Raw genomic sequence first — 24,487 nt, 5'->3', positions numbered from 1 at the left:
AGACGAACTGATCGACAATGCGCAGAACCATGACATCTCCTTACTCGTACAGCAGGATTCAGCCTCGACGGAAAAACGGCCGAGCACTGTGGGCGGCACCTTTGTAGATAGGCGTCGATCGTTCTTCGTTGCGGTCGGACTCGTGGATGGCCGCAACGGGACCGCTCAGGTCAGATGTTTCGCCGCAGGCCACATTTCGGACATTGGCGCTCGCGGTTTGCGGCAGATGAACAGCGGTTGGCCCTGTTCGTCGTTGTCGATGCCGAGACCGTTGTCGATGTAACCGGCGGGTTGGACTTCGGCGAAGTACCCAGTCAGGTGGTCACGATCGAGGCCGACGACGATCACCGCGGAGGCTGTGTCGCTGGGCGGGCCCCACCACCAGTAGGAGTTGTGACCGCTGTGCGGAGTCGGCAATCCGTATTCGCCACCGAACCGTTCGATCGCCCCCGCCTCGCCATAGTTGTCGGTAAGGATCGCGGTATCGGGTCCGAGCGTGGCGCGCACCTCGGCGATTCGGTGCACGAATTGCGGCCAGCCGATGGTTTCGCCCGCGTCGTAGTTGATCGCGAGGACCGGCGAATCCCTCAAGGCCGCGACGGGTAACACCGGTAGGAACAGCACCGCCGAGACGATTGCATTCACCGCGATCACCGAACCGACTGCCGCCCAACGGGCTCGCCGATCCCCCAGCCGAGCGGCGACCGGCACCGCACCGGCGGCCAACAGAATCGGATACATCCCGCCCAGGTAGTACGCCTTCCCGCCGCTGACCAGGAAAACCGCGAAAAGCACCGCATACGCGACCGGAAACGCGCGCCGACGCGAATCTCGCCACAGTCGCCAGAGCCCGAATGCCCACAGCGGCAGCAGCAATGGGCCCATCAGCCCGAATTGCGACAGCATGAACATCACCGGCGAATCCGATGTTCCGGAGGACCCGCCCGCGATCGCCCGACTCATCTCCCACTGCGGCCAGCCATTGCACCACTGCCACAACAGATATGGTAGCCAGATCACGAACGCCAACCCGACTGCCATCGGAAAGTACTTGGTGCCGAATATCTTTCGCGGGCCGACGAGAACGAGCGCAAGCGTCAGCGCCACCACCGGAAAGATCAACAGCGCCTTGTTCTGCAACCCGATCCCCACAACCAGCCCCACCCCGAGCCACCACCTACCGACACCCGAGCGCCCATTCGGCGCCGCAGGAACACCCCCGCCCGCGCACCCGTCCGCCTGGGCTCTCTGCCCGAGTCGCTCAGCACCCCCCTCCGCACCTCGCAACAACACCAGCACCAGCAGACAAACCAACGCCCATGCCGCCATATCGAACGACGCGGTACTCAGCAGATGACCGATCCCCATCACCATCGCCGCACTCGCGACGGCAACCGACGCCAACACCTGCGCCCCGCGCCCGCCGTCGAGCTCGCGCGCCATCAAGCCCGCTGCGACAACGACGAATGTCGCGGCCAAGACCGACGGAAGCCGTAGCAGCAGTAACGAATCGGCATCGATTGCCGACATCGCGCGGGCCAGTAGCGGAGTCAATGGCGGCTGGTCCGGGTAGCCCCAATCCGGATGTCTGCCCGCCGCCAAAAAGTACAGCTCGTCTCGGTGATAGCCGTAGCGCGGGGCGAATGCGGTGAGTAGCGCGGCGAACAGCACAGCGACGACGCACAGCGGTCGTCCCACGACTTTGGGCACTTGTCCAGCCTGACACAGTTCGGCGGCGTATGCTGCCCCTCGACGCACTTCTTACTCTGGAGTAAGATAGCCTTACTCAGGAGTAAGATAGCTGGGAAAAGACCTCACCCACCCACCCGAGAAAAACAGGTGATGATGAGCACTCGAGACAGCGCAACGACGCGACGTCCAGACACGTCCGCGGTCGGCCTGACCCACCCCAAGCGGGACTGGATGGGCGCGGCCATGCGGGTGATGACGACCATTACCGGGTCGGAGCTCGCCGAGAAGTACAACCTGCGCAAGCCGATCGAGCGGGTCACCTACGAAGGCACCAAGACCGGTTTCCGCACCCTCGGTGCCGCCACTCGCGCATTCGGCAAGGTCGCCGGCGGCGGTGCCCCGAAACGCCTGGCGGACAACGAGTCCAAGCACAAGGACTTCTTCGATCTGACCCCGAGCGACGAGCAGCAGATGATCGTCGAGACGGTAAAGGAATTCGCCGCCGAGATCCTGCGCCCGGCCGCCTACGAGGCCGACAACGCCGCCAAGGCCCCGCGCGACCTGCTCGAGCGCGCCGCCGAACTCGGCATCACCCTGATCAATGTGCCCGAGGAGTTGGAAGGCGCGGCCGCCGAGCGCGGCGCGGTCACCAACTCGCTGGTCGCCGAGGCGCTCGCGCACGGCGACATGGGTCTGGCCCTGCCGATTCTGGCGCCGAGCGGTGTCGCGGTCGCCCTGTCCCAGTGGGGTACCGACGCACAGCAGCAGACCTACCTGCCCGCTTTCACCGGCGAGAATGTGCCACAGGCCTCGGTCGTGATCAGCGAGCCGCGGGCGCTGTTCGACCCGTTCGCCCTGCAGACAAAGGCCACCCGCTCCCCCAGCGGTTACCGCCTCAACGGTGTGAAGAGCCTGGTCCCGGCCGCCGGTGATGCCGAACTATTCATCGTGGCCGCCGAACTCGACGGCCGCCCCGCCCTGTTCATCGTGCCGTCGGACAGCCAGGGGCTGGTCATCGAGGCCGATCCGAGCATGGGTCTGCGCGCCGCCGGTCTCGGTCGCCTACTGCTCAACGATGTCGCGGTCGGCACCGACGCCATCCTCGGCGACGGCGATGCCACGGCCCGCGCCGAGGAATACGCCGATGCGGTGCGCCTGGCCCGCCTCGGCTGGGCCTCGCTGGCCATCGGTACCGGACAGGCCGTGCTCGACTACGTGATTCCGTATGTGAACGAGCGCGAGGCATTCGGCGAGCCGATCTCGCATCGTCAGGCGGTCGCGTTCATGGTCGCGAATATGGCAATCGAACTGGACGGCCTGCGCCTGGTGACCCTGCGGGGTGCCGCACGCGCGGAGCAGGGCCTTTCCTACGCCCGCGAGGCGGCACTGGCGCGCAAGCTCGCCACCGACAAGGGCATGCAGATCGGCCTCGATGGCGTGCAGTTGCTCGGCGGCCACGGCTTCACCAAGGAACACCCGGTCGAGCGCTGGTACCGCGATCTGCGGGCGATCGGCATCGCCGAAGGTGTCGTGCTCGTCTGACCGGCTGGTTCCTTACTTCCAGGAGACATCACCATGATCAATCTCGAACTCCCCAAGAAGCTGCGGGCCAGCGCCAACCAGGCCCACCAGGTCGCCCAGGAAATCTTCCGGCCGATCTCGCGCAAGTACGACCTCGGCGAACACGAGTACCCGGTCGAGCTGGACACCATGGCCGCCATGGTCGAGGGTCTCGCCGACTCCGGCACCCAGAAGATCGGCGGCGCGGCCGGTGGCCGTTCCGATTCGGACGAGCACGCCACCGAGCTGCTCGGAAACTCCAACGGCGGCAATATGTCCGCGCTGCTGAACGCGCTCGAGACCTCCTGGGGCGACGTCGGCCTGATGCTGTCGATCCCCTACCAGGGTCTGGGCAATGCGGCCATCGCGGCCGTCGCCACCGATGAGCAGCTGAAGCGCTTCGGCAAGGTGTGGGCCTCGATGGCCATCACCGAACCGTCCTTCGGTTCCGACTCGGCCGCCGTCACCACGACCGCCGTACTCGACGGCGACGAGTGGGTGCTCAACGGCGAGAAGATCTTCGTGACCGCGGGTCAGCGCTCCACCCACATCGTGGTCTGGGCCTCGGTGGACCGCAGCTTGGGCCGCGCGGCGATCAAGTCGTTCGTCGTGCCGCGCGACGCTCCCGGACTTTCGGTGGCCCGCCTCGAGCACAAGCTCGGCATCAAGGCATCCGATACCGCCGTACTGCTGTTGCAGGACTGCCGGATTCCGAAGGACAACATCCTCGGCAGTCCGGAAGTCAACGTGGAGAAGGGTTTTGCCGGGGTCATGCAGACCTTCGACAACACCCGCCCCCTGGTGGCCGCGATGGCGGTCGGTGTCGCGCGGGCGGCGCTCGAGGAGTTGCGCGCCATCCTGAAGGATGCGGGCATCGAGCCGTCCTACGACGTCCCGGCCAACAACCAGCCCGCGGCCGCCGCCGAATTCCTGCGTATGGAGGCCGATTACGAGGCCGCGTACCTGCTGTCGCTGCGTGCCGCGTGGATGGCCGATAACAAGAAGCCGAACTCCTTGGAAGCCTCGATGTCCAAGGCCAAGGCGGGCCGCACGGGCACCGACATCACCCTCAAGGCCGTCGAACTCGCGGGCACCATCGGCTACTCGCAGCGCACCCTGCTCGAAAAGTGGGGCCGTGACTCCAAGATCCTCGACATCTTCGAAGGCACCCAGCAGATCCAGCAGCTCATCGTGGCCCGCCGCATCCTCGGCAAGACCAGCGCCGAGCTGAAGTGATGCCGAAATAGCAAGTGCTGCATAGGAAACCGGTGCGAACGATGCGCACCGGTTTTCTTTATTTTCTCGGCTGTGCAGCCTGCTACGACGCCGACGCACCTCGGCCCCGCGATCACGGCCACGGCGGGTTCGAGGCACCCGCCGTAAACGGTGAAGTAACGGAAGGTATCTTGGCGAGCTGAGATTCCGCGGACGAATTCCATCGAGCAGTACCAAGAATCCCAACAGGAGACTGGTTATGCACAGGCTGGGTTTGATACGTCGCTTCACCGCCGCAATCGCGGCAACCACCGCATTCGTCGCCGTCTTCGCGGGTCATGCCGCGGCCGAGCCGGCGACGATCGACTGGAGTACGGCCACGCAGCAATTGCGGAAGGCCGCCATCGGCAATCCCGCCGCCGAACAGGCAGTGGACCGGCTGCTGGCATCCGGGCAGGTCGCCACCCAGGTGGCAGTGCCCGCACAGCCGTTCCAGATCCCGGCGCAATCCGATATCGGACGCGGTGACGGGCCGGGTGTCTACGGGTCCGGCGTCGCCCTCGGTTACGACGGGTTGCGATTCGGATTCTTCGGCGGACCGGGCACGATCGCACCGGATCAGACCGGGGCCAAGCTGCAGGTCCTGTGGATCAATCTGTCCAACGGCCGCAGCGGCACCGAGGTGCTCTCCGAGCACAACGACGCCACGGTCGACACCACGATCCGCACCCGTCCGGTCGACACCGGTGGCGGCCTCATCGTCGGCGCGGTCTATGGCACTCTGTTGCACCGCTGGCCCGTCCCGATCAGCGACGCCAACCCGGACGGTTTCCAGTACAAACTCGCAACCATCTCGGTCCCGTCCTTCGGATCGATCTACAACTGACCATCCGGCACGCGAGCCCGGCACGGATTTTTGTGCCGGGCTTTTGCATCACATCAGCTAACCATTGCCAGCAATTACGTAACTCCGTAAATTTGCGCTCGTGAGCGTGGAGGACCGACTAGCGAAGCTCGAACGCCGACTTGCGGCCCAGGACCTCATCAAGGATGGCGGCGGGCAAGCGAGTGGATCCGCCCCGCAGGGAGGGTGGGCACTGCGACGGCTTCATGAGGAGTTCACGAATGCGGATCAGCGCAATGGCGGGGTGATGTTCGCCGGTTCGGGCTCATTACCCAGCGCGGAAGAGTTCGACTGGCAAGTCCAGTTCAGCACCGATGACATCGTCGGCTACGACTGGGACGATGCCGCCGAATGCCTCGCCGCCCTTGGTAGTCCGGTCCGCCTGCGCATTCTTCGGGAGATACTTCGGGGCAGCAGAACCGCCGCCGAACTCACAGACCTCGGTGAGGTGGGCACCTCCGGCGAGATCTACCACCACCTCCGTCAACTGGCGGCTACCGGCTGGCTCCACACCGTGGGCAGCAGCCACTTCGAAGTCCCCCCGAATCGGGTCGTCGCGCTACTCGTCGCGCTGGCTACCGCACGCAGATGATCAAGACCAGGTGGGAACTGGTGGTGGGGAGCCTCTCACCTTTCGCCGGCTCGGTTTTTGTCCAGCCCGCCCGGCTTCGGGTGTGATGTGGGTCATAGCGCTGATACGGTTGGTGAGACAGAACGGTGGTTCGAGATCGCTTGGGCAAGTGCCGACGCGAGTTGCTGGTAGAGGTGGTCGACGATGAAGTTGGCGCATGCGCTGGAGGTTGTGAAGGCATTCGGGGTGCTGCGGGCTCGCGGGGTCAGCGATCCCAAGAAGCCGCTGGAAACCTTGCGGACGGTGAAAGAATCGAAGGTCTACGGACCGCAGGCGACCTTGATCCGGCATTCGGCCCGAGTCGTGCCAAATGCGCCAGCGCTGGTGGACGAGCGCGGCGAACTGACCTACCGGCAACTCGACGAGCAGTCCACGGCCATCGCGCGCGGGCTGCGACAGGCGAATCTGACCGAAGGGTCCGTGATCGGTGTGCTGGCCCGCGACCATCGCGGCCTCATCCTGGCCATGGCCGCAGCGGGCAAGCTCGGCGTGCGGGTCGCGCTGATGAATACCGGCTTCGCCAAACCGCAGTTCGCCGAGGTCTGCGAGCGCGAGAAGGTCAAGGCAGTGCTGCACGACAGCGAATTCCTGGGTCTGCTCGACGCACTGCCGCCGAACCTGCCGCGCTACCTCACCTGGGTCGACCAGGGCACCGAATTGCCCGAGGGCGCACAGACTCTCGACGATCTCATCGCCGCCAACTCGACCGCGGACCTGCCCGCACCGTCCAAGCCGGGCGGTTTCGTCATCCTCACCAGTGGCACCACCGGCCTGCCGAAGGGCGCACCGCGCAGCAAGGTGACCCCGCTGGCCACCGCGCAGATGGTGGACCGAATCCCATTCCCGGTCAGGGGAACTCAGGTCATCGTGTCGCCGATCTTCCACAGCACCGGGCTCGGTACCTATCTGGTCGCCTCGGCGATGGGCAATAAGGTGGTGGTGCGCCGCCGCTTCGACGCCGAGGCCACGCTAAAGATGGTGGCCGATCACAAGGCCGAAATGCTGGTCGCGGTGCCGACCATGCTGCACCGGATGACCGAGCTGGCACCGGAGATCCGCGCCGAATACGACACCACCTCGCTGAAGTGCATTCTGGTCGCGGGTTCGGCGCTCGCACCGGAGTTGTGCGTCAAGGCCACGCAGATCTTCGGTCCGGTCCTCTACAACCTGTACGGCTCGACCGAATGCGCCGTGGCCACCGTCGCGAACCCGGACGATCTGGCCATCGCGCCGGGCACCGTCGGTCGCGCGCCGATCACCTGCGAAGTCCGGCTCTACGACGACAACGACAAGCAGGTCAACGCAATAAACACCACCGCGCGCATCTTCGTCCGCAGCGGTGCGCCGTTCGAGGGCTACACCGACGGCAGGCATAAGCAGATCATCGACGGCTATATGTCCAGTGGCGATGTCGGCCACTTCGACGAGCACGGACTGCTGATGGTGGACGGTCGCGACGACGACATGATCGTCTCCGGCGGCGAGAACGTCTTCCCGCAGGAGGTGGAGAACCTGCTGCTGGAGCGGCCGGACGTGTTCGACGCCGCCGTCGTCGGCGTCGACGATGTGGAATTCGGCAAGCGTCTGCGCGCCTTCGTGGTCCCCGAGAACGGTCACGCCCCCGACGGCGAGGAGATCAAGGCCTACGTCAAGGAGAATCTGGCCCGCTACAAGGTGCCGCGCGAGGTCGTCTTCCTCGACGATCTGCCCCGCAACACCACCGGGAAATTGCTGCGCCGGGTGCTCGTCGAGTACGAAGTCAAGGCTTAGACCTGGGCCGCAGCGGCACCGAGCGGGACAACTGAGATACGTGACACAGCGGGTCACAGATGCTTGCTATTGTTAGCGGCAGCACTGGATCTCGAAGTTGCGGTCCACACCACCCCGGTCCTGGTGGGGTGGACCGCGGAAGGCGTTGACGAATGTCCCTATCCCTGCCTGCGTTGAATGACTCCGTCCGGAAAGCGGGCGATCTCGCCCAGGGCGTGAATGTCATGGTCAAGCGGCGCCTGTTCAATCCGCTCCGACCCGATCACGCGGCGCGGTCCGCATTCAATGTGCTCAAATTCGGCCCGTTCGCCGGTGTCGTCATGCACGCGGCGCAGACCAGACCGGATGCGGCGGCCATCGTCGACGAGCGCGGTGAGGTGAGCTTCGGCGAACTCAACGAGCAGTCCAGCGCCCTGGCTCGCGGGCTCGAAGCCCAGGGAATCAAGCCTGGCGACGTCGTCGCGCTGCTCGCGCGCGACCATCGTGGCATGGTGCTGAGCCTGCTCGCGACCGGCAAGCTCGGCGTACGCACGGTGCTGATGAATACCGGCTTCGCGAAACCGCAATTGGCCGATGTGGCCGCGCGCGAGAACGTCAAGGCCGTACTGCACGACAGCGAATTCCTCGACCTGATGAGCGCGATCCCGTCCGAGATCCCCCGGGTGCTCACCTGGGTGGACGAGAAGGACAATGTCGACCCGGCGGTCTCGACCATCGAATCGCTGATCAAGGGCCGCTCCACCGCGCCGCTGCCCGCGCCCGCCAAGCCCGGCGGCGTGGTCGTCCTGACCAGCGGTACCACCGGCACGCCGAAAGGTGCGCCGCGCGACCGGGTCAGCCCGTTCGCCTCGGCCCAGTTCGTCGACCGGGTGCCGCTGCCCAATAACGGCACCATGATCATGGCCGCGCCGATCTTCCACGGCACCGGACTTTCCCAGTTCACCCTGGGTCTTGCCCTCGGCAACCGGGTGATCTTCCAGCAGCGCAGGTTCGATCCGGAAAAGACGCTGGCGAATATCCAGCGCTACCAAGCGGATTCGCTGGTCGTGGTACCGACCATGCTGCAGCGCATCCTCGATCTCGGTGACGAGGTGCTGGCCAAGTACGATCCGCGCAGCATCAAGGTGATCTTCGCGGCGGGTTCGGCCATCGCACCCGATGTGGTCACCCGCACCCTCGACTACTTCGGCGACAGCCTCTACAACCTGTACGGCTCCACCGAATGCGCGGTCATGACCGTCGCGACCCCGGAGGACCTGCGCAAAGCCCCGACCACCGCGGGCAAGGCGCCGGTCGGCATCCGGATCGTGTTGCTGGACGAGAACCGCAAGCCGATCACCGAGCCGAATGTGACCGGCACCATCTTCGTGGACAACGGTTTCGCCTTCACCGGCTACACCGACGGCCGCACCAAGGAGATCGTTGACGGCATGATGTCCAGCGGTGACGTGGGGCATTTCGACGCCGAGGGCCTGCTCTACATCGACGGCCGCGACGACGACATGATCGTCTCCGGCGGCGAGAACGTCTTCCCGCTCGAGGTGGAGAACCTGATCGCCGGGCGCGACGATATCTTCGAGGCCGCGGTGGTCGGCGTGGACGATCGTGAATTCGGGAAGCGGTTGCGCGCCTTCGTCGTTCCGGGGCCGGAATCCAAGCGCGATGCGCAGGAGATCAAGGATTACGTCAAGGCGAATCTGGCGCGGTACAAGGTGCCGCGCGAGGTGATCTTCCTCGATGAGCTGCCGCGCAATGCGACCGGTAAGTTGCTGCGCAAGCCGTTGAGCGAGATGGAAATCGACGCGAACTGAGTCACACTCGGGGCCGCACACCTTCGAAATTCCCGGCCGCGGAATCGGTATGGGAAATCCGGAGGTGTGCGGCATTTGCATTTCTCCTGCTGGAACTCGATACATCCCATGGATCTCGGCCGCCGCCCGGGTGGGGACCGACGGGTAATTCGTCGGCTATCATCAGCGCGTGAGTATCGAGTTCGGCCCGGCCGCTGCGGGGCAACGCAGCGCCGTCGCGCGGGTGCGCGGCGCATGTGCCGGCTCGATCTCCGGTGCCATATCCGTTGCGGCACACGGGTGGGCGTCCGATGGGATGCCACCGGGCAGTACCACGCTCGTGCTCCTCGCCGCCGCTTGCGCCGTTGTCGGCGCACTGGTCGCCGGGCTCGCACCGCTGCGCGACACCTCGATCGGACTGATCTCGGTGCTCGTCGCAGGTCAGCTACTCGGGCACGTCACCATGGGCTGGAGTTCGGGGCATATGCATCACCTCGATGCACAGCTCACGCCCGGTATGGTGGCCGCGCACCTCGTCGCGGCCGTGCTCGCGGCGGTGGTTATCCGAGGTGCGGAGGCCGCGTATCGGATCGGTTGCGCGGTGCTCTCGCGGGTGCTGCCGATGCGGTATCACCCGCCCGCGATACCCAGGCCGGTGTCGCTGCGCCTGACGCATCGCGATCGTATTGTTCTGCGCGTATTCGCCGCGGAATCGCTGCGCACGCGCGGTCCGCCATTGGCGTTCGGTCACTGATATTCCTTACCCGGTGCACGGGTCCGGCCTGTGCGTCGTCGTTACCGCGCAACACCTTTGCGAGGCGAGATTTCACATGACCATGTGAAAGCGATTCCTCGGATGACGGTTCGCCGGTCAGCATTGCTGCCGAGTCCGGACTCGCCCAGTTTTCGCGCGACGCTTTGCTCGCCCGGCGAACGCCGGGATCCGCTGTCCGTCATGAATTTCGGCGTTTTGCCGCATTGCCGGGCGTACAGCGGATTCCGACGACCATTCTCCGATTACGAACGGCCGACGATCTGCCGGGTTCTTCCGAACTCCAGAAACGAATAGTCATGAGCATTACGGACACCAGTCCGCCGGATGCCGAATCGTCGGCTCCGGCAAAGGAAATACGGTCGCGCAACGACCTCTATCCCCTCGCGATGCGGTTGCATTTCTATGCGGGCATCTTCGTCGCACCGTTCATCCTGATCGCCGCGGTCACCGGAGCGCTCTACGCCATCTCCCCGACCCTGGAATCGATTACCTCGCACGACCTGTTGAAGGTCGAGGCGAACGGCGAGATGCGGCCGCTATCCGAACAGGTCACCGCGGCCGTCGCCACCCAGCCGAATCTGAAGCCGGTCGCGGTGGCGCCGGCCCCCGAGGCCGACGACACCACCCGCGTGCTGTTCGACGACCCGTCGCTCGGCGAGTCCGAACGGCGTGCGGTGTTCGTGAATCCGTATACCGCGCAGCCGGTCGGCAGCGATGTGGTCTACGGCAGTTCGGGTGCGCTTCCGATGCGCACTTGGATCGATAGGCTGCACCGGGATCTGCACCTGGGCGAACCGGGACGCATCTACAGCGAACTCGCCGCCTCCTGGCTGTGGGTCGTGGCGCTGGCCGGTCTGGTGCTGTGGATCCGTCGGGTGCGCGGACGCCGCAACCGCAACTCGGCCGCCTGGCTGCTGGCACCGGACGGTTCCCAAAAGGGTCGCGGTCGTTCGATGAATTGGCATGGGGCCGTTGGCGTTTGGATCATGCCGGTGATCCTGCTGCTGTCGGCGACCGGGATGACCTGGTCGACCTATGCGGGTGAGAACATCACCGAACTGCGCGAGCAACTCAGCTGGACCACACCTGCCGTGAGCACCGCACTGCCGGGTGCGGCCACGCAGGAACACGCCGGAGGCGAGCACCACGGCGGCGGCCATACGCCCGCGCCGGTCGATGTACCGACCCGGATCGCGCAGCTCGACGGGGTTTATGCGGCGGCCCGCGCCAATGGCATCACCCAGGGTTCCGAGATCGCCATTCCGGCCGAGCCCGTCGGCGCATTCGCGGTGAAGGAACGGCGCATGCCCGGCACCTATACCGTCGATGCGGTCGCCGTCGACGGCGCGACCGGTACGGTCACCGCCGAACTCGCCTACGCCGACTGGCCGATCATGGCCAAGCTCACCAACTGGGGCATCCAATTCCACATGGGCCTGATGTTCGGGGTGCTCAACCAGTTGCTGCTGCTCGCGGTGATGATCGGGCTGATCGTCGTGCTGGTGCTCGGCTACCTGATGTGGTGGAAGCGGCGGCCGACCCGCGGTGCTTCGCGGTTCGCCATCGGACGCCCACCACGTCGCGGTGCATTGCGCCAGACCTCGCCATGGCTCGCGGTGCCCATCATGGCGGCCGCACTGGTTGTCGGCTGGTTCGTACCGCTGGTCGGGCTGAGCCTGGTGGCCTTCCTAGCCGTCGACATCATCGTCGGCTTGGTCATGGGCAAGCGCGCCACCGCCTAGTGCCGCGGGATGTTCCCGCACACCGATTCACTTGCCGCGCACATCATCACGCCGCCATGTCATGCGCGGCGCGGACGAAAGTGCGCGGGACGCACCAATTGAAACTGCCGGGGCGTGAGGGGCTCCGGCAGTTACCAATTCGACCTACCGAACGTCAGAGGTACGGCCGTTGTATCGCCATGCCTCGAACAGACAGGATTCACCAAGCCCATGAAGATCAATAAGTTCGCCCTGGCCGCCGCGTTCATGACGACCGCGGTGGGGATTGCCGCCGGTGCGAGTTCCGCCGAACCGATCGAGGCAGCCGACCCGATCAACTTCACCGCCCAGGCCACCGACACTCAGTCGATCATCACCACCGACTCCGGTTCGCTGATCGTCGAGGACGGCGTGCTGAAGATCAAGGCCGCCAACGGAACAACCGTCGCGGGCACGCCGCTCACCTTCCGGGTCGACGATTTCGAATTCCCGGTCGCGGCCGAAATCGCCGATAACACAGCAACTCTCACGCCGCAGCTCGACATCGCACACGCGAGCTACAAGCCGGTCGCACTGCCGTACGAGGACAAGGCGCCCTGGAAGACCGAATACGATCGCGAACAGGCCGCCTGGTCACGCATGACCAGCACCATCGGCATGGGCGCCACCATCGGCACCCTGGTCGGCGGTATCGGCGGCGGCGCCGTCGGCTGCGTACTCGGTGGTATCGCCGGTGCAACCGTCGCCTCGGCCACCATCGTCGGCCTATTCGGTCCGTTCATCCCCGCCGCAGCCATCGGCTGCCTAGGCGGCATCGTCGCGGTCGGTGCACTCGGTGTGCTCGCCGGCCAGATCCTGGTGACCGCACCGGTCGCGATCGGTGCCTCGATCCAGTACCTCACCACGGTGAATTCGCCTTTCCAGGGGAAGTAGGCAACGCTCGCCCGATCAGCGCGGACTGTCGGCTCCATTGCGGTTTCGACAGTCCGCACCAGGCGGTCCGTCCCCCGCGCGGCAGCCTGGGGGGCGGACCCCACCGGCTGCCACGGACGGATGAAACAGCCCTGATCGTGTGACCGAATAATGGCCTCACCAGCTAGTCAGGTAGCGTGGTTGGTGAGGAACCGGTACGCCGTTCGGTCTGTGACGGTCAGTGCTGTGGGCCGGGATGTCGTTGCGCCCCTTGAATATTCGCGCTTGGATGGGCTGGCGAGGGGCTAGCAAGTAGCGTCGATACCCAGAAGAGCTTCAGTCCCGTTTGCTAGTGGCACCCTTGGTGTCACGTTGCCCCCGCTTCGCGTTGAGAATCTCCTCAGCCTGACGGCGGCGGGCCTGGACCTGCTTCGGCGACAACTTCACCCTGACCGGGTGCAACACATCCCGCGTAAGTGCACTCACAGCTCGCCCTCCATCACAACGGCGTATATACGCCACATACTACGCACGCTATCGAAGGCAACGTCAACAACGAAGTAGCTCCGCGCGTCAATGATAAGTACCTCGCGTTCCTCCGCGATCTCAGCGAGTTCACCGAGCCTGAGGACTGGAGTTCCCGCCGGTACGACCAGGTCGAGAATGACCGGATCCACATGCCTTGTCGAGTGAGGCGGGATCGCCACACCACTCGTTGAGAGAAAACCATCCTCGCGAAACTCTGCGTCGATAAGCGCCCGTGCCGACTCCTCGTCGACAAGTCCGTAGACCGCTGCGTCGGTCTCTCTAGTCACTCGCACGGCTTCCGGCAATGGGTACTTCTGCAGACCAGACCGGATCGTTTCGATCCGACGCTCGAGTTCGACCGTCATCGGGATCTGTCCGCGCATGGCCTGATTAATCCGTTCATATCCGCCAAGCGCATACGCTTCGATTACATCGCGCTCCGTACTGCTCAGTCGATCGACGCCCTGCCCAGCAAGCACGACCTCGGCGAGGGGTACCACGACGAACCTGCTGTTGGCATCTGTCACGCCTGGATTGTTCCGCATTGACAAGTGCTGTGGTTCAAATCCGCTGAGGCAGAGGTTGACTCGATTGTCACGCAGCAGTGCAAGCGCCCGTGCTGGTCGAAATCGGCACTTCCGCTGCGTGGCCGGATCCCCGCTGGGTTTATTGGCACTGTCGTTCCACCGGTGAAAGGTCTGGTTCGCATTGTTGGCCCGAGTGCCGGCTGGGAGCCGATGCCTGATGACGATCGCCAATGGGTCATCGATGCCGCGAAGGCTGTCCCGGGGTGCTGAACACCTACCACCTCATCGACCCGGAAACCGGTAATGGACTGTCGGTAACGTTCTTCGAGGACGATGTCGATCCCGCCGCGGTCAAATCCGCGATTGCGCAGCGTGGTGCCGAAATCGGGTGGAACGACGTGCCTCGGCCCGCGCCGAAGTCCGAGACGATCTACCGTGTGCTGCGCTTCGGGTAACGGAACCCCTGCACTCCCGTTGCGGCGCAGGGGTTCTGCAAGGTACCGACGACTCACTCAGAAACGTAGATCACGGATGGAGTGAGGTCGATGCCGTGGCGTGCATAGATCTTGATCGTGTTCTCACCGGTGAGGTCGGATTCGGTATAACCGAGGAGTTCGGCAGTGCGGATCACGTCCTCGTTCGTAGCCGCCTCGATCTCCAGGTACGGCGGAATCCGCGGCCAGCTGTCGATCTCGAGCTGCGCGCCGTCGAGTGTGAAGCTGGCCCGCTTGTTTTCCTGATAGGACTTCGCGGTGAAGCCCAGCATTTCGAGCAGGGCATTGGTGGCGGCGAAGTCGTCGACGGTCACCTCTACTTCGTGAGTGCCGTCGATAGCGTCGCTGGTGATCTCCTTCACAGCCAGCGTGGTTCCATTCCCATTGTCGCGCAACCTGATCCACTTACCGTCGAAGCCGGGCGTGACGTCCTACACATAGCGACGCATGAGTTGCTCACCGACCTTCCGACCACCTTTGTCCAGGATGCGCCGCTCGATGGTATCGGGGTCGATACCGAGTATTTTGGCTTCGTGCTCGATAGGCACAGGATCTCCTTCTGGCGTCGGTCGATGGGTCGACGTTATCCGGCGCGGCGGCTGGTGAGACGGTGGTACTCGGCATTTCGCAAGGTAAGGATTTGCCGCAGCCACGGTCCTATCGCGCTCCGGCGTGAATCCGATCCTCGGCGGATTGCCGTCACTCAGCTCCACGACCGACTTGCGTTGTCGCCCAGATCCTTGGGTCCCAATTGCCTTTTGACGAGGCTATATGCGGTCTAGATCGACGAACCGGAACGCAGCATGAGGAGCGTATGTCTCTGCGGGGTTCACGGTGTTCAGTTCGCATTGCCGTACTAGCCTTTGTGGCACCAGACCACCGAAGTGTGCCAGGCTCGGTGCGATCACCACATCGATATCGAGAGCCTGGACCACGTTCACCAGCCGTCCCTCCGGGTCGGTGGTCGCCGCAGCGAACGTGACCGTCTTGGCCAAGTCATAGCCGAGTCGTTTTGCCCTGCTACGGATCTGAATCTCATCCCATTCCTGCGAGACCCCGGATATGTCCTTGCGCAGGTAGCCGATCGCGGTGGGTGTCTGCCTCATCGCGCGTTCCCGTTCGTCGAAACCAGTGACCGGCACTCGCGGCACCTCGACGCCCACAACAGCGAGTGCACCAGAATCGCCCGCGCGGCATCAACTTTCGTCTGGCGCTTAGTCAGTGCCATCGTGCCCTCCGTCATCGATGGCGGGATCGAGTAGACCGTCTAGAACATCCAGCAAAGTCCGAAGATCCGGGCCGACACGCACTGGGAGATCGTGTTCGGCCAGTGGGAACGCCAAGCCACGGGCGGCGGCGCGTTCGCGGGGACTCATCGCTGCGGGCGCGAGTTTGCCCGCCTGGACCAGACAGCGTAGCGCGGTCGCCTTGTGCGGGCACATGACAGCACGACAATCCTTGTGCTGCTGCATAATCCGCTGAGATTCGGCCACCGTAAGCAGGTAATTGGGTCGCGCATCAGTGGTGTCCGCTTGCTCCACGTCACGACCCGCCAATCCGTACAGCCTTGACCACCTTCGCATTTCATCCCCTTCGCAGCGATTGGCAGGCCAGCCCGAAGTTGGGAGTCCTCACCAACTCCGGGCGGCCGGCTACGACGCTATGGCCACCACGCGGACACCTGAACTGCGCAGAGGACGTTTGCGCGGACACTTCCAACTCACCGAAACGTCCCATGTCTGTCCCGTATGGTTCTGATATGAGCCAACGCCTCGAATCGGCGATGCTGCGAGCCGAACTCGACTCGGCAATGCTTGCCCAACGGGTCGGAGTGGACGTGAAGACAGTCAATCGGTGGCTCGCCGGACGAATACCTCACCGGCGAACAAGACTCGCGGTAGCTGAGGTACTGAACGAATCAGAGACCACGCTGTGGCCGCAGACACGACCGGACCTGACTGCAGGGGCACCCGCGACGGCCGAAGTGCTCAGCGCGTATGCCCACCGAGCCGATATCCCGAACGACTTGTGGACATCGTTGCTACTCGGAGCTACCGAACGAATCGACATCATCGGGTACGCCTATCCGTTCGTCCTCGAACTGCTACCCAACGCTGCCGACATCATTGCCGGCAAGTGCCGAAGCGGTGTTCGAGTCCGGCTGGGGTTCGCGGACCCTGATTGCGATCACGTCGCAGAGCGAGACAACCTGGAACAGATGCACGGAACACTGCCCGGTCGCATCCGCAATGCACTGAGCATGCTCGGCCAACTGACAGCCACGCCGGGTTGTCAGATCGGATTGCACACGACGCATCTGTACAACTCGGTATTCCGATTCGACGATCGAATGATTGTCACCCCATATCTTGTACGCGCCCGAGGATATCAACACCCAGCGCTCTACCTGAGACAACTTTCCCCATACGGCATATTCTCGTCGTTCGCTGATCAGGTCGAACAGATTTGGGACACTGTTGCCTATTACTCGCTAGGAGTCCCAAATGAGCAGACGGCGTGATTATTACCGAGACCCGAACGCGCCGAAGGCCAACAGTCTGGTCCCAGGCGGCTCGGCGCTGGTTGTCGATGACGATGGTGCGATTCTCATGCAGCGCCGGAGTGACTCCGGCAATTGGTCATTGCCCGGTGGCGTCATGGAGATTGGGGAAACGCTGGAGCAGTGCGTGATTCGTGAGACCAAGGAAGAGTCCGGCTTGGATATCGAGATCACGGGACTGCTCGGTATCTATACCGATCCTGAGCACATCATCGCGTATGCCGATGGCGAGGTGCGCCAAGAGTTCAACATCACGTTCTACGGCCGCGTTGTCGGCGGCCGTATCGCGATCAGTGATGAATCCACAGAGGTTCGCTTTCTCCACCCGGACGAGCTTGCGGATGTGCCGGTGCACGATACCGTCCGGCTCCGGCTACAACACCACATGGAGCAACGCGGCCAGCCATATCTGGGATAGGTCCTTAAAAATGCCCAACGGCTACCGCGAGGTTCAGCCACCTGGCTGTGCGGACGCGCCTTCAACTGGCGCTACTCGCTTCCGAGCAAGTCACTTATGAGTGCGGAACCGGCGAGCGGGATGCCTCCGAAATGCGCAGATCTGCCGGTCGGACGGGATGCCGTAGCTACATGTTCGCTGGGATTCGGAATCTTGATTGATCCTGGGCGGATTCGGTGGTGGCTGTGAATCTGTCGGTGGCGTGCGGCATCATCTGTGCACGCAGCCATCCACGAATACCGCTCGGAGTGCCACCATGCCGTCCCCACGAACGAAACCACAGCCGTTGTCGGACACTGAGATTCAGCAGATCGCCACGGACATCGCTGGCGGTCGCCCGCCGATGGTGTGGTTCACCGCGGCCGCGGTGGGCGTGCCGGAGGGACGGTCCGGCAAGGTGGTCGAGATCGGTGATCGATCCGAGAGCGACTTCCTGCGGGTCAAGCCGACCGGATCGAAGGATGTACTGTCCTTTTCTCCGACCGAAGTGACGTTGACCAAGCCGCCACGGGATAAGGCGGCAACCACAAGCTCTGCCCAGCCGAAGTCGACAACCAGGAAGGAATCCACTGTGACCCAGCCGTCGACCTTGACGAGCACCGCGACACCGGCCCCCAGGCCGGCCCCGAGCCCCACCCCGCCCGCTTCGGCCGCGAAACCCGATGCCCCCGCGGCGGAACCGGCCAAACCCGCGACACCCGCAGGCGCCGCGAAGCCCGCGGCGAAGGCGCCCGCCGCGCGAAGCAAGGCGAAGACGCCGGAGGTCACGGTGACGCTGACCGGTACCGCGGACGGCGAGTGGTCGGTCGATGTGGTCAGCGGCAAGAAGAAGTCCGTGCGCGGTCTGCCAGTGACCAGCTCCGCGGTGGCGCAGGCGGCCAAGGTGCTGCATCCGGAGGTGGCCGAGGTGGTTGCCGGGATCCTGGAGGCCGCCCGAGTGGTCCAGGAGTCCAAGGTGCAGCAGTTACAGGCCGAGTTAGAGGAAGCTCGGCGACTGCTCGAAGAGCTCTCGGACTAGACGGCGGCGGATTTGCCGTTGGTGTTATGGGACCGGCCGCTCGGGCGCCAGATCCGGCGTCCCGGGTCGGCGGTGTTGTGTCGCGGTTCCGGACCGTGGCGCAGGTCGTCGTGGAATGCGTAGCCGAGCGAGTACTCCTTCGCGTGGTACATCGCCGAATCCGCTTCCCTGATGAGGTCGTAGATGGTGTCGTCGGAGCTGCGCGGGCTGCCGCAGGCCAGGCCGACACTCGCGGTGATCGGTATTTCGCCCGCGCTCAGCTCGAACGGCCGAACGAAGGCGCCGAGTAGTCGCTCCGCGAGCATGGCGGCCTCCTGTCGGTCCAGCGGTGCGAGCACCACGAATTCGTCGCCGCCGTAGCGGGCCACCACATCGTCGCGCCGGATGATGTGCCGGATCCGGGATGCCGCATTCGCGATCAGCTCGTCGCCGACCGCGTGGCCGTAGCTGTCATTGACCATCTTGAAGCCGTCGAGATCGATGAACAGCAGACACAGCGGCTGCTCGATCCAGTGCTCGTGATTGCGATTCAGCCCGCGCAGCAGCGCGGCCCGGTTCAGCAATCCGGTGAGCATGTCGTGATCGGCCTGGTACTGCGCCCGCCGTTCACTGCGCGCACTGCGGACGATCGCGCGTTCGCTGCGCACCAGCACGCCGATGAGCAGCAGCGCACACAGTGACGAGACCACCACGCGATCGAGGGTGTCCAGACTGGAACCGACCACCGGAATCAGCGAGGCCACGATCAACGCGACCGCGATGAAGCTGGCTCGCTGCCGCGAATGGTGCGGGTGGATGTGCCGTGGCGCACCGAGACTCGCCATGGTCGGATGCAGCGCCGCGACGCCGACGATCGGATAGGCCACCAGTAGCGGTACCAGCAACAATTCGTGCGCGACGGGTGCGCGGTCGACGGCGTCGAGGCTGTACCCGAAATCGCCGATGAGCACAGCGATCAGCCCGCTGTGCAGCAGGCGCAACGAGGTCTCCGAACGGGTCGCGGTCGCCATCGAATGCGCTACCAAGGTCAGCAGCAGAGCATCGAGCACCGGATAGGTCGCCGCCACTACAGTGTGCGCGGTGGTGTCGTGCGACTGCAGGATCGGTGAGATCAGAAAGGTCCACGAGGCCAGCAGTGCGCCGAGACCGATGAGCGCCGAGTCGAGCAGCAGATCGTAGTTCGGCCGGACCTGGCGCGGGCGCAACCACAGCGCCGCGGCCACCCCGGTGCCGAAATAACCGGCGAGAGTGAACAGGTCGTCGAGTGGATGCAGTCCGTGGCTGTCGATCTCGCGGGTGGCCGTACCCACGGCGAACAGCACGGCCGATGCCGAGAGTAGGTACCACGGCAGCGGCCGCTCGGGACGATATCGCCGCAGGCCGATATAGATCATGGTGAGCGCGCCGAGCACCACGGCGGCCATGGTCAGCAGCGACAACGGCCGGACATCAATGCAGAGCAGTACCGCCAGACCGACTGCGGTCAGCGCGAGAAATATTGTGCACCACCGCATTTCGAGGTGGTGCCGAACGGTGGTCGGCTGCTCTTCGCTGACGGTCATCAGCCCCCCTTGGTCGCTCCATCCCCAGTGAACCGCGCCGCGTAGTAGGTCTGCGAATCCTCCACCGCGACTTCGACGTTCGCCGCCTGCTCATCGAGCACCGCTCGAATGCTGTCGGCGAAGGAAAACCGAGTGTTGTTATACGAGCAGATGTCCCAACCGACCGCCGCGCGCTCGGCCACCAATACCTGGACAACTGATTTGATCATGGCATGGAATGCGGCTCCTTGTCGGGCACTTGGCGCAACAAGGGTGAAACCCGCGTAGTAGATCGCGTCGCGCGCCGCATGTTCGGGGTAGCGGGCGGCGAAATACTCCGGACTGATCCACGGGACGGTCTCGAGATGTTTGGTCAGCGTCGTCACCCCGATGGGTTCGCCGGTCGCGGTGCGCGCGACGTGTTTGGCGACCCGCGGATCTATCATCTCCTCGCGGAATTCCGATCGGTGCAGCACCTGTCTGGCAATGGCCTTGGTGCGCAAGGGGCCGAAGGCCTCCTCGTACAGCAGGTGGAACATATCGATCCGGTCGTCCGGAATGGTCGATTCGATAGTGACTTTCAGCTCAGGCGGCCCGCCCGTCAGCCGAACACCATCCCTCATGGACTCGCTGCGCAACGCTGTCATTGATGTCCCCACGGTGTCGTGTGGTACGCCGCCAGCACAAGCGCGCAGGTCGGCGTGCCATCGGAACGGGCCTCGGTGGTGCACAGCTGGATCGGACCGAAACGTTGCGGCCGGTTGCGAGTCATATCGGTCAAACTCGCGCGAATCAGCGTCGCGACCTGCGCGGCCGTCTCGGCCTCGTGTTCGACGAAAAGTCCGGCGCCGGAACCGTCGTCGCGCAGTGCCCAGCCGATGCCCGCGCCCGCACGCTCACCCGCCGCATTCGCATGCTGCGCGGCGTAGACGCAGTAGAGCCGATCACCCCAGCGGATCGGCTTGCGGACGCGGCCGGTGCGGGCCAGCACGGCGCGCGGTGGAATGACCGATGACAGGCGGATCAAGTTGGCATCACCTACTCCCAGGTCACGCAGTGCCGCATCGAAGGCCGACATAGCCGTCGGGCCGGTCCCCGTCGCCGCGCCGATCTCGATCGTCAGTGGAGCTCCGGAGTCACGCTGATCGCCGCGGTCCGGCCTGCCCATGGGCGGGAGTAATCGATCGATCCACTGCAGCCCGAGTAGGCCGCCGCGTGGGGTTGTCTGAATCATAATGCCCTCCCGAAACCGTCGGCCGGATTATTTAGGCCGGTATTGCGTCAAATTCGACTGTGCGTCAAGGCGATCGATCACGCATCCGCGCGGGCCGAAAGACATGTTCCGGTGGCGTGTCTCGTAGGGTGTGGTGCCCAGGGTTGCTGGGATGACATGCGTGAGCACTGGCAATGCGACGAGGTGAGGAATTCGTGCCGAAGTGGGTGGCGCCGGGTCGGGTCAACATCATCGGTGAACACACCGATTACAACGACGGTTTCGTGCTGCCCATCGCATTGCCGCTGGTGGTCGAGTGTCAGGCAGAGGCGCGAACCGACGGCCGGGTCCGGGTGCTCTCGCGGCAGCGGCCGGGTGCGACGGTGCTGGTCGCGGTGAGCGAGCTTGCCGCCGAACGGGATCGGGTGCCCGGATGGTCGCGGTATCCGCTGGGCGTTGTGTCCGAATTCGCGCGCCGTGGTTATGTGTGTGACGGCGTCGACCTGGAGTTGGACGGTGCGGTGCCGATCGGTGCCGGATTGTCGTCCTCGGCAGCGCTGTCGTGTGCGGTGGCGGTCGCGCTGCGAGATCTGTTCGCGCCCACCGTCACCGATCGCGAGTTGATCGATCTTGCCCGCGCCGCCGAGAACGACTACGCCGGAGTGCCGACCGGACTGCTCGATCAGTCCGCATCGATTCTGTGTACGGCCGGACATGCGTTGTTCCTGGATGTGCGCCGGTTGGTCGCGAACGACAGTGTCGCGCACGAACAAATCCCATTCGATCTCGATCGGTTCGGGCTGGAGCTGTTGGTGATCGATACCGGACAGCCGCACGCGCTGATCGATGGTGGTTACGCACGGCGGCGCGCTCAATGCGAGGCCGCCGCCGCGGCACTGGACGTGCCCGCACTGCGCGATATCGAATCGGCGGCGGTTGTGGACCGCATCGGCGATGCGGTACTGCGGCGGCGAGCGCGGCATGTGGTGACCGAGAATGCGCGAGTACTCACGATTGCCGAAAAGTTGCGAGGAGGTGCGGATCCGCGTGCGATCGGACCGATCCTGACCGTGGCGCACGAGTCACTGCGTGATGATTTCGAGGTTTCGACACCGGCACTGGATGCCGCGGTATCCGCCGCGCTCGACGCCGGGGCGCACGGCGCGCGCATGGTCGGCGGTGGCTTCGGCGGCAGCGTTATCGCGCTCGTCGATCAGGACGACACCGCGGCGGTCACGGACGCGGTGCGAGATCGATTCGCGCAATCGGGTTTCCAGGCGCCGCGCACCTTCGTCGTCGTGGCCGGCGCGGGTGCGCACCGCATCGTTTGAGCAACTGTCCAACTTTTGTGCGTGAATGTACCGCGCGGGTACGGCACAATCACGCACAGTAGAACGCGAGACGCCCGGTTTCATCGCCTGGAGGGACGACGCTGTGCCGCTTGCCGATTCGACCCTTTACTCATCGGCGCTGGATGCCGTCTCGGTACAAGCCGAGACGACACTGCGCCTGGACGCGCAGCCCGTCGACTATGCGCTGGTAGCGCTGTATTTCGTCTTCGTAATCGGCATCGGTCTGCTGGCCAGGCAGCGGGTCTCGTCGAGTATCGACTTCTTCCTGTCCGGACGATCGCTGCCCGCCTGGGTGACAGGTCTCGCGTTCATCTCCGCCAATCTGGGCGCGGTCGAGATCATGGGCATGTCGGCCAATGGCGCCGAATACGGCTTCCCCACCTTCCACTACTTCTGGATCGGCGCGGTGCCGGCCATGCTGTTCCTCGGCGTGGTGATGATGCCGTTCTACTACGGCTCCAAGGTGCGCAGTGTGCCGGAATTCATGCGGCGGCGCTTCGGTACCGGCGCACATCTGGTGAACGCGTTGAGCTTCGCGATCGCGCAGGTGCTTATTGCCGGGGTGAATCTGTATCTGCTCGGGTCGATTCTGAATGTGCTGCTGGGTTGGCCGCTATGGGTGTCGGTGATCGTCGCCGCGGCGATCGTGCTGTCCTACATCACCCTCGGCGGATTGTCCGCGGCGATCTACAACGAGGTATTGCAGTTCTTCGTGATCGTCGCCGCGCTGCTGCCGCTGACGCTGGTCGGTCTGCACAAGGCCGGAGGCTGGGATGGGCTGCGCGAGAAGGTGAGCGCATCCCCCGGCGGTGGCGCGCAGTGGGACTCCTGGCCGGGCAATGCGCTCAGCGGGTTCTCCAATGACTTCCTTTCGGTGGTCGGCATCGTCTTCGGGCTCGGATTCGTCCTCTCCTTCGGCTACTGGACCACCAACTTCGTCGAGGTGCAGCGCGCACTGGCGACGCATTCCATTTCGGCCGCGCGACGCACCCCGATCATCGGCGCGTATCCGAAGATGTTCATTCCGTTGATCGTGGTGATTCCCGGCATGATCAGCGCAGTGCTGGTACCGCAGATGAGCGAGTACAAGGCGGCGGAGACGGCGGGTTCGAACTACTCCGGCGATGCCACCTATAACCAGGCGCTGCTGTATCTGATGAAGGATGTACTGCCCAACGGGCTGCTCGGTGTCGGGCTCGCCGGATTGCTCGCGGCGTTCATGGCGGGCATGGCGGCCAATATCTCCGCCTTCAATACGGTATTCAGCTATGACCTGTGGCAGCAGTACGTGCGGCGGGATCGGCCGGACGGGTATTACCTGAACGTCGGTCGCCTCGCGACGGTCGGCGCGACCGTCGCGGCAATCGGAACCGCGTTCATCGCAGGCAATTTCAGCAATATGATGGATTATCTGCAGACGCTGTTCAGCTTCTTCAACGCACCGCTGTTCGCGACCTTCATTCTCGGTATGTTCTGGAAGCGGATGACGCCGACGGCGGGTTGGATGGGGCTGGTCTTCGGAACCACCTCGGCCATTGTGGTTTTCATCCTGCACAAGACCGATGTCTTCGAATTATCCGGTCAGGGTTCGAGTTTCGTCGCGGCCGGTGTGGCGTTCGTTGTGGATATCGTGGTCAGCGTCGCGGTTACCCAGGTGACGCGGTCGAAGCCGGATGCCGAACTGGTCGGGCTGGTGTATTCGCAGACGCCGAAGGAACTGCGGCACGATCCGGACGAGGCGGATCTGCCCTGGTATCAACGGCCGGTGCTGCTGGCGGGGATCGCGCTGGTCCTGGTCATCGCGCTGAATATCATCGTCGGATAAGG

The 24,487-nt window shown here is 64.3% G+C and carries 23 protein-coding genes; 15 read left to right on the top strand and 8 right to left on the bottom strand.

The features are described 5' to 3' along the window. Window positions 1-165: 165 nt before the first annotated feature. Window positions 166-1,710, bottom strand: a complete 1,545-nt coding sequence (locus tag ACIBJI_RS33965) for a hypothetical protein (protein ID WP_397087326.1) — start codon at window positions 1,708-1,710, stop codon at window positions 166-168. 129 nt (window positions 1,711-1,839) lie between these two features. On the opposite strand from ACIBJI_RS33965, the gene ACIBJI_RS33960 reads away from it, so the two are divergent. From ACIBJI_RS33960 to ACIBJI_RS33920, 9 genes are all read left to right on the top strand, one after another. Then, window positions 1,840-3,234, top strand: coding sequence for an acyl-CoA dehydrogenase family protein (locus ACIBJI_RS33960; RefSeq protein ID WP_396958688.1), 1,395 nt, complete (start codon window positions 1,840-1,842; stop codon window positions 3,232-3,234). Between the two features lie 33 nt (window positions 3,235-3,267). Beyond that, window positions 3,268-4,488: an acyl-CoA dehydrogenase family protein gene (locus ACIBJI_RS33955; RefSeq protein ID WP_397087324.1), complete on the top strand. Its 1,221-nt coding sequence runs from the start codon at window positions 3,268-3,270 to the stop codon at window positions 4,486-4,488. A gap of 238 nt (window positions 4,489-4,726) precedes the next feature. Next, complete coding sequence (locus ACIBJI_RS33950; RefSeq protein ID WP_397087322.1) at window positions 4,727-5,353, top strand: hypothetical protein; 627 nt, start codon at window positions 4,727-4,729, stop codon at window positions 5,351-5,353. A 100-nt stretch (window positions 5,354-5,453) separates the two neighbouring features. Continuing rightward, window positions 5,454-5,963 carry a winged helix-turn-helix domain-containing protein gene (locus tag ACIBJI_RS33945; protein ID WP_364345138.1) on the top strand — a complete coding sequence of 170 codons (510 nt, stop codon included), beginning with the start codon at window positions 5,454-5,456 and terminating at the stop codon, window positions 5,961-5,963. A gap of 183 nt (window positions 5,964-6,146) precedes the next feature. After that, window positions 6,147-7,772, top strand: coding sequence for an acyl-CoA synthetase (locus ACIBJI_RS33940; RefSeq protein WP_364345140.1), 1,626 nt, complete (start codon window positions 6,147-6,149; stop codon window positions 7,770-7,772). Window positions 7,773-7,924: 152 nt separating this feature from the next. After that, a complete protein-coding gene (locus ACIBJI_RS33935; protein WP_364345142.1) occupies window positions 7,925-9,583 on the top strand; it encodes an acyl-CoA synthetase in 1,659 nt (552 codons plus the stop codon). A gap of 169 nt (window positions 9,584-9,752) precedes the next feature. Next, window positions 9,753-10,316, top strand: a complete 564-nt coding sequence (locus ACIBJI_RS33930) for a hypothetical protein (protein ID WP_364345144.1) — start codon at window positions 9,753-9,755, stop codon at window positions 10,314-10,316. A 317-nt stretch (window positions 10,317-10,633) separates the two neighbouring features. Further along, a complete protein-coding gene (locus tag ACIBJI_RS33925; RefSeq protein ID WP_364345146.1) occupies window positions 10,634-12,079 on the top strand; it encodes a PepSY domain-containing protein in 1,446 nt (481 codons plus the stop codon). A gap of 210 nt (window positions 12,080-12,289) precedes the next feature. Next, complete coding sequence (locus ACIBJI_RS33920; RefSeq protein WP_397087319.1) at window positions 12,290-12,991, top strand: hypothetical protein; 702 nt, start codon at window positions 12,290-12,292, stop codon at window positions 12,989-12,991. Between the two features lie 461 nt (window positions 12,992-13,452). Here the strand turns inward: ACIBJI_RS33920 and ACIBJI_RS33915 are convergent, their stop codons facing one another. Beyond that, the gene (locus tag ACIBJI_RS33915) at window positions 13,453-14,025 is read right to left on the bottom strand and encodes an ADP-ribosyltransferase (protein WP_364345150.1); all 573 of its coding nucleotides are present in this window, start codon (window positions 14,023-14,025) and stop codon (window positions 13,453-13,455) included. A 263-nt stretch (window positions 14,026-14,288) separates the two neighbouring features. Here ACIBJI_RS33915 and ACIBJI_RS33910 point away from each other — a divergent pair, with 263 nt between their 5' ends. Next, window positions 14,289-14,480: a hypothetical protein gene (locus tag ACIBJI_RS33910; protein ID WP_364345152.1), complete on the top strand. Its 192-nt coding sequence runs from the start codon at window positions 14,289-14,291 to the stop codon at window positions 14,478-14,480. A gap of 53 nt (window positions 14,481-14,533) precedes the next feature. On the opposite strand, the gene ACIBJI_RS33905 is transcribed toward ACIBJI_RS33910, so the two are convergent. The 3 genes from ACIBJI_RS33905 to ACIBJI_RS33895 all read right to left on the bottom strand — a co-directional run bounded on the left by ACIBJI_RS33905 (window position 14,534) and on the right by ACIBJI_RS33895 (window position 16,102). Beyond that, complete coding sequence (locus ACIBJI_RS33905; protein WP_397087317.1) at window positions 14,534-14,881, bottom strand: hypothetical protein; 348 nt, start codon at window positions 14,879-14,881, stop codon at window positions 14,534-14,536. 405 nt (window positions 14,882-15,286) lie between these two features. Beyond that, entirely contained in the window at window positions 15,287-15,661 is a 375-nt protein-coding gene (locus ACIBJI_RS33900; protein ID WP_397087315.1) for a hypothetical protein, read from the bottom strand. A 72-nt stretch (window positions 15,662-15,733) separates the two neighbouring features. Then, complete coding sequence (locus ACIBJI_RS33895) at window positions 15,734-16,102, bottom strand: hypothetical protein (protein WP_327101499.1); 369 nt, start codon at window positions 16,100-16,102, stop codon at window positions 15,734-15,736. A 176-nt stretch (window positions 16,103-16,278) separates the two neighbouring features. Between ACIBJI_RS33895 and ACIBJI_RS33890 the strand changes: the two genes are divergently transcribed. The 3 genes from ACIBJI_RS33890 to ACIBJI_RS33880 all read left to right on the top strand — a co-directional run bounded on the left by ACIBJI_RS33890 (window position 16,279) and on the right by ACIBJI_RS33880 (window position 18,554). Next, window positions 16,279-17,040, top strand: a complete 762-nt coding sequence (locus ACIBJI_RS33890) for a hypothetical protein (protein ID WP_397087313.1) — start codon at window positions 16,279-16,281, stop codon at window positions 17,038-17,040. Then, a complete protein-coding gene (locus ACIBJI_RS33885; protein ID WP_327101501.1) occupies window positions 17,024-17,497 on the top strand; it encodes an NUDIX domain-containing protein in 474 nt (157 codons plus the stop codon). Before ACIBJI_RS33890 ends, ACIBJI_RS33885 begins: the two co-directional genes overlap by 17 nt. A 295-nt stretch (window positions 17,498-17,792) precedes the next feature. Next, a complete protein-coding gene (locus tag ACIBJI_RS33880) occupies window positions 17,793-18,554 on the top strand; it encodes a DUF6319 family protein (RefSeq protein ID WP_397087311.1) in 762 nt (253 codons plus the stop codon). On the opposite strand, the gene ACIBJI_RS33875 is transcribed toward ACIBJI_RS33880, so the two are convergent. Genes ACIBJI_RS33875 through ACIBJI_RS33865 form a run of 3 tightly spaced genes read right to left on the bottom strand, consistent with a single transcriptional unit; the run spans window position 18,551 to window position 21,329 of the window. Then, window positions 18,551-20,116, bottom strand: a complete 1,566-nt coding sequence (locus tag ACIBJI_RS33875) for a diguanylate cyclase domain-containing protein (protein ID WP_397087309.1) — start codon at window positions 20,114-20,116, stop codon at window positions 18,551-18,553. The two genes, ACIBJI_RS33880 and ACIBJI_RS33875, sit on opposite strands and share 4 nt — an antisense overlap. After that, entirely contained in the window at window positions 20,116-20,718 is a 603-nt protein-coding gene (locus tag ACIBJI_RS33870; protein WP_364345160.1) for a hypothetical protein, read from the bottom strand. Before ACIBJI_RS33870 ends, ACIBJI_RS33875 begins: the two co-directional genes overlap by 1 nt. A 20-nt stretch (window positions 20,719-20,738) precedes the next feature. Beyond that, on the bottom strand, window positions 20,739-21,329 hold the full coding sequence (locus tag ACIBJI_RS33865) for a pyruvoyl-dependent arginine decarboxylase (RefSeq protein ID WP_364345162.1): 591 nt from the start codon (window positions 21,327-21,329) through the stop codon (window positions 20,739-20,741). Between the two features lie 194 nt (window positions 21,330-21,523). Here ACIBJI_RS33865 and galK point away from each other — a divergent pair, with 194 nt between their 5' ends. Continuing rightward, window positions 21,524-22,639 (top strand): galactokinase, encoded by a 1,116-nt coding sequence (galK, locus tag ACIBJI_RS33860; protein ID WP_364345164.1) that lies wholly within the window; start codon window positions 21,524-21,526, stop codon window positions 22,637-22,639. Window positions 22,640-22,778: 139 nt separating this feature from the next. Further along, window positions 22,779-24,485: a sodium:solute symporter family protein gene (locus ACIBJI_RS33855; RefSeq protein ID WP_364345222.1), complete on the top strand. Its 1,707-nt coding sequence runs from the start codon at window positions 22,779-22,781 to the stop codon at window positions 24,483-24,485. The last annotated feature ends 2 nt before the right edge of the window (window positions 24,486-24,487 follow it).

It is taken from the genome of Nocardia sp. NPDC050408, from assembly GCF_044458905.1.
Lineage (GTDB): Bacteria > Actinomycetota > Actinomycetes > Mycobacteriales > Mycobacteriaceae > Nocardia.
This window is presented reverse-complemented; position numbering and strand designations above follow the sequence as displayed.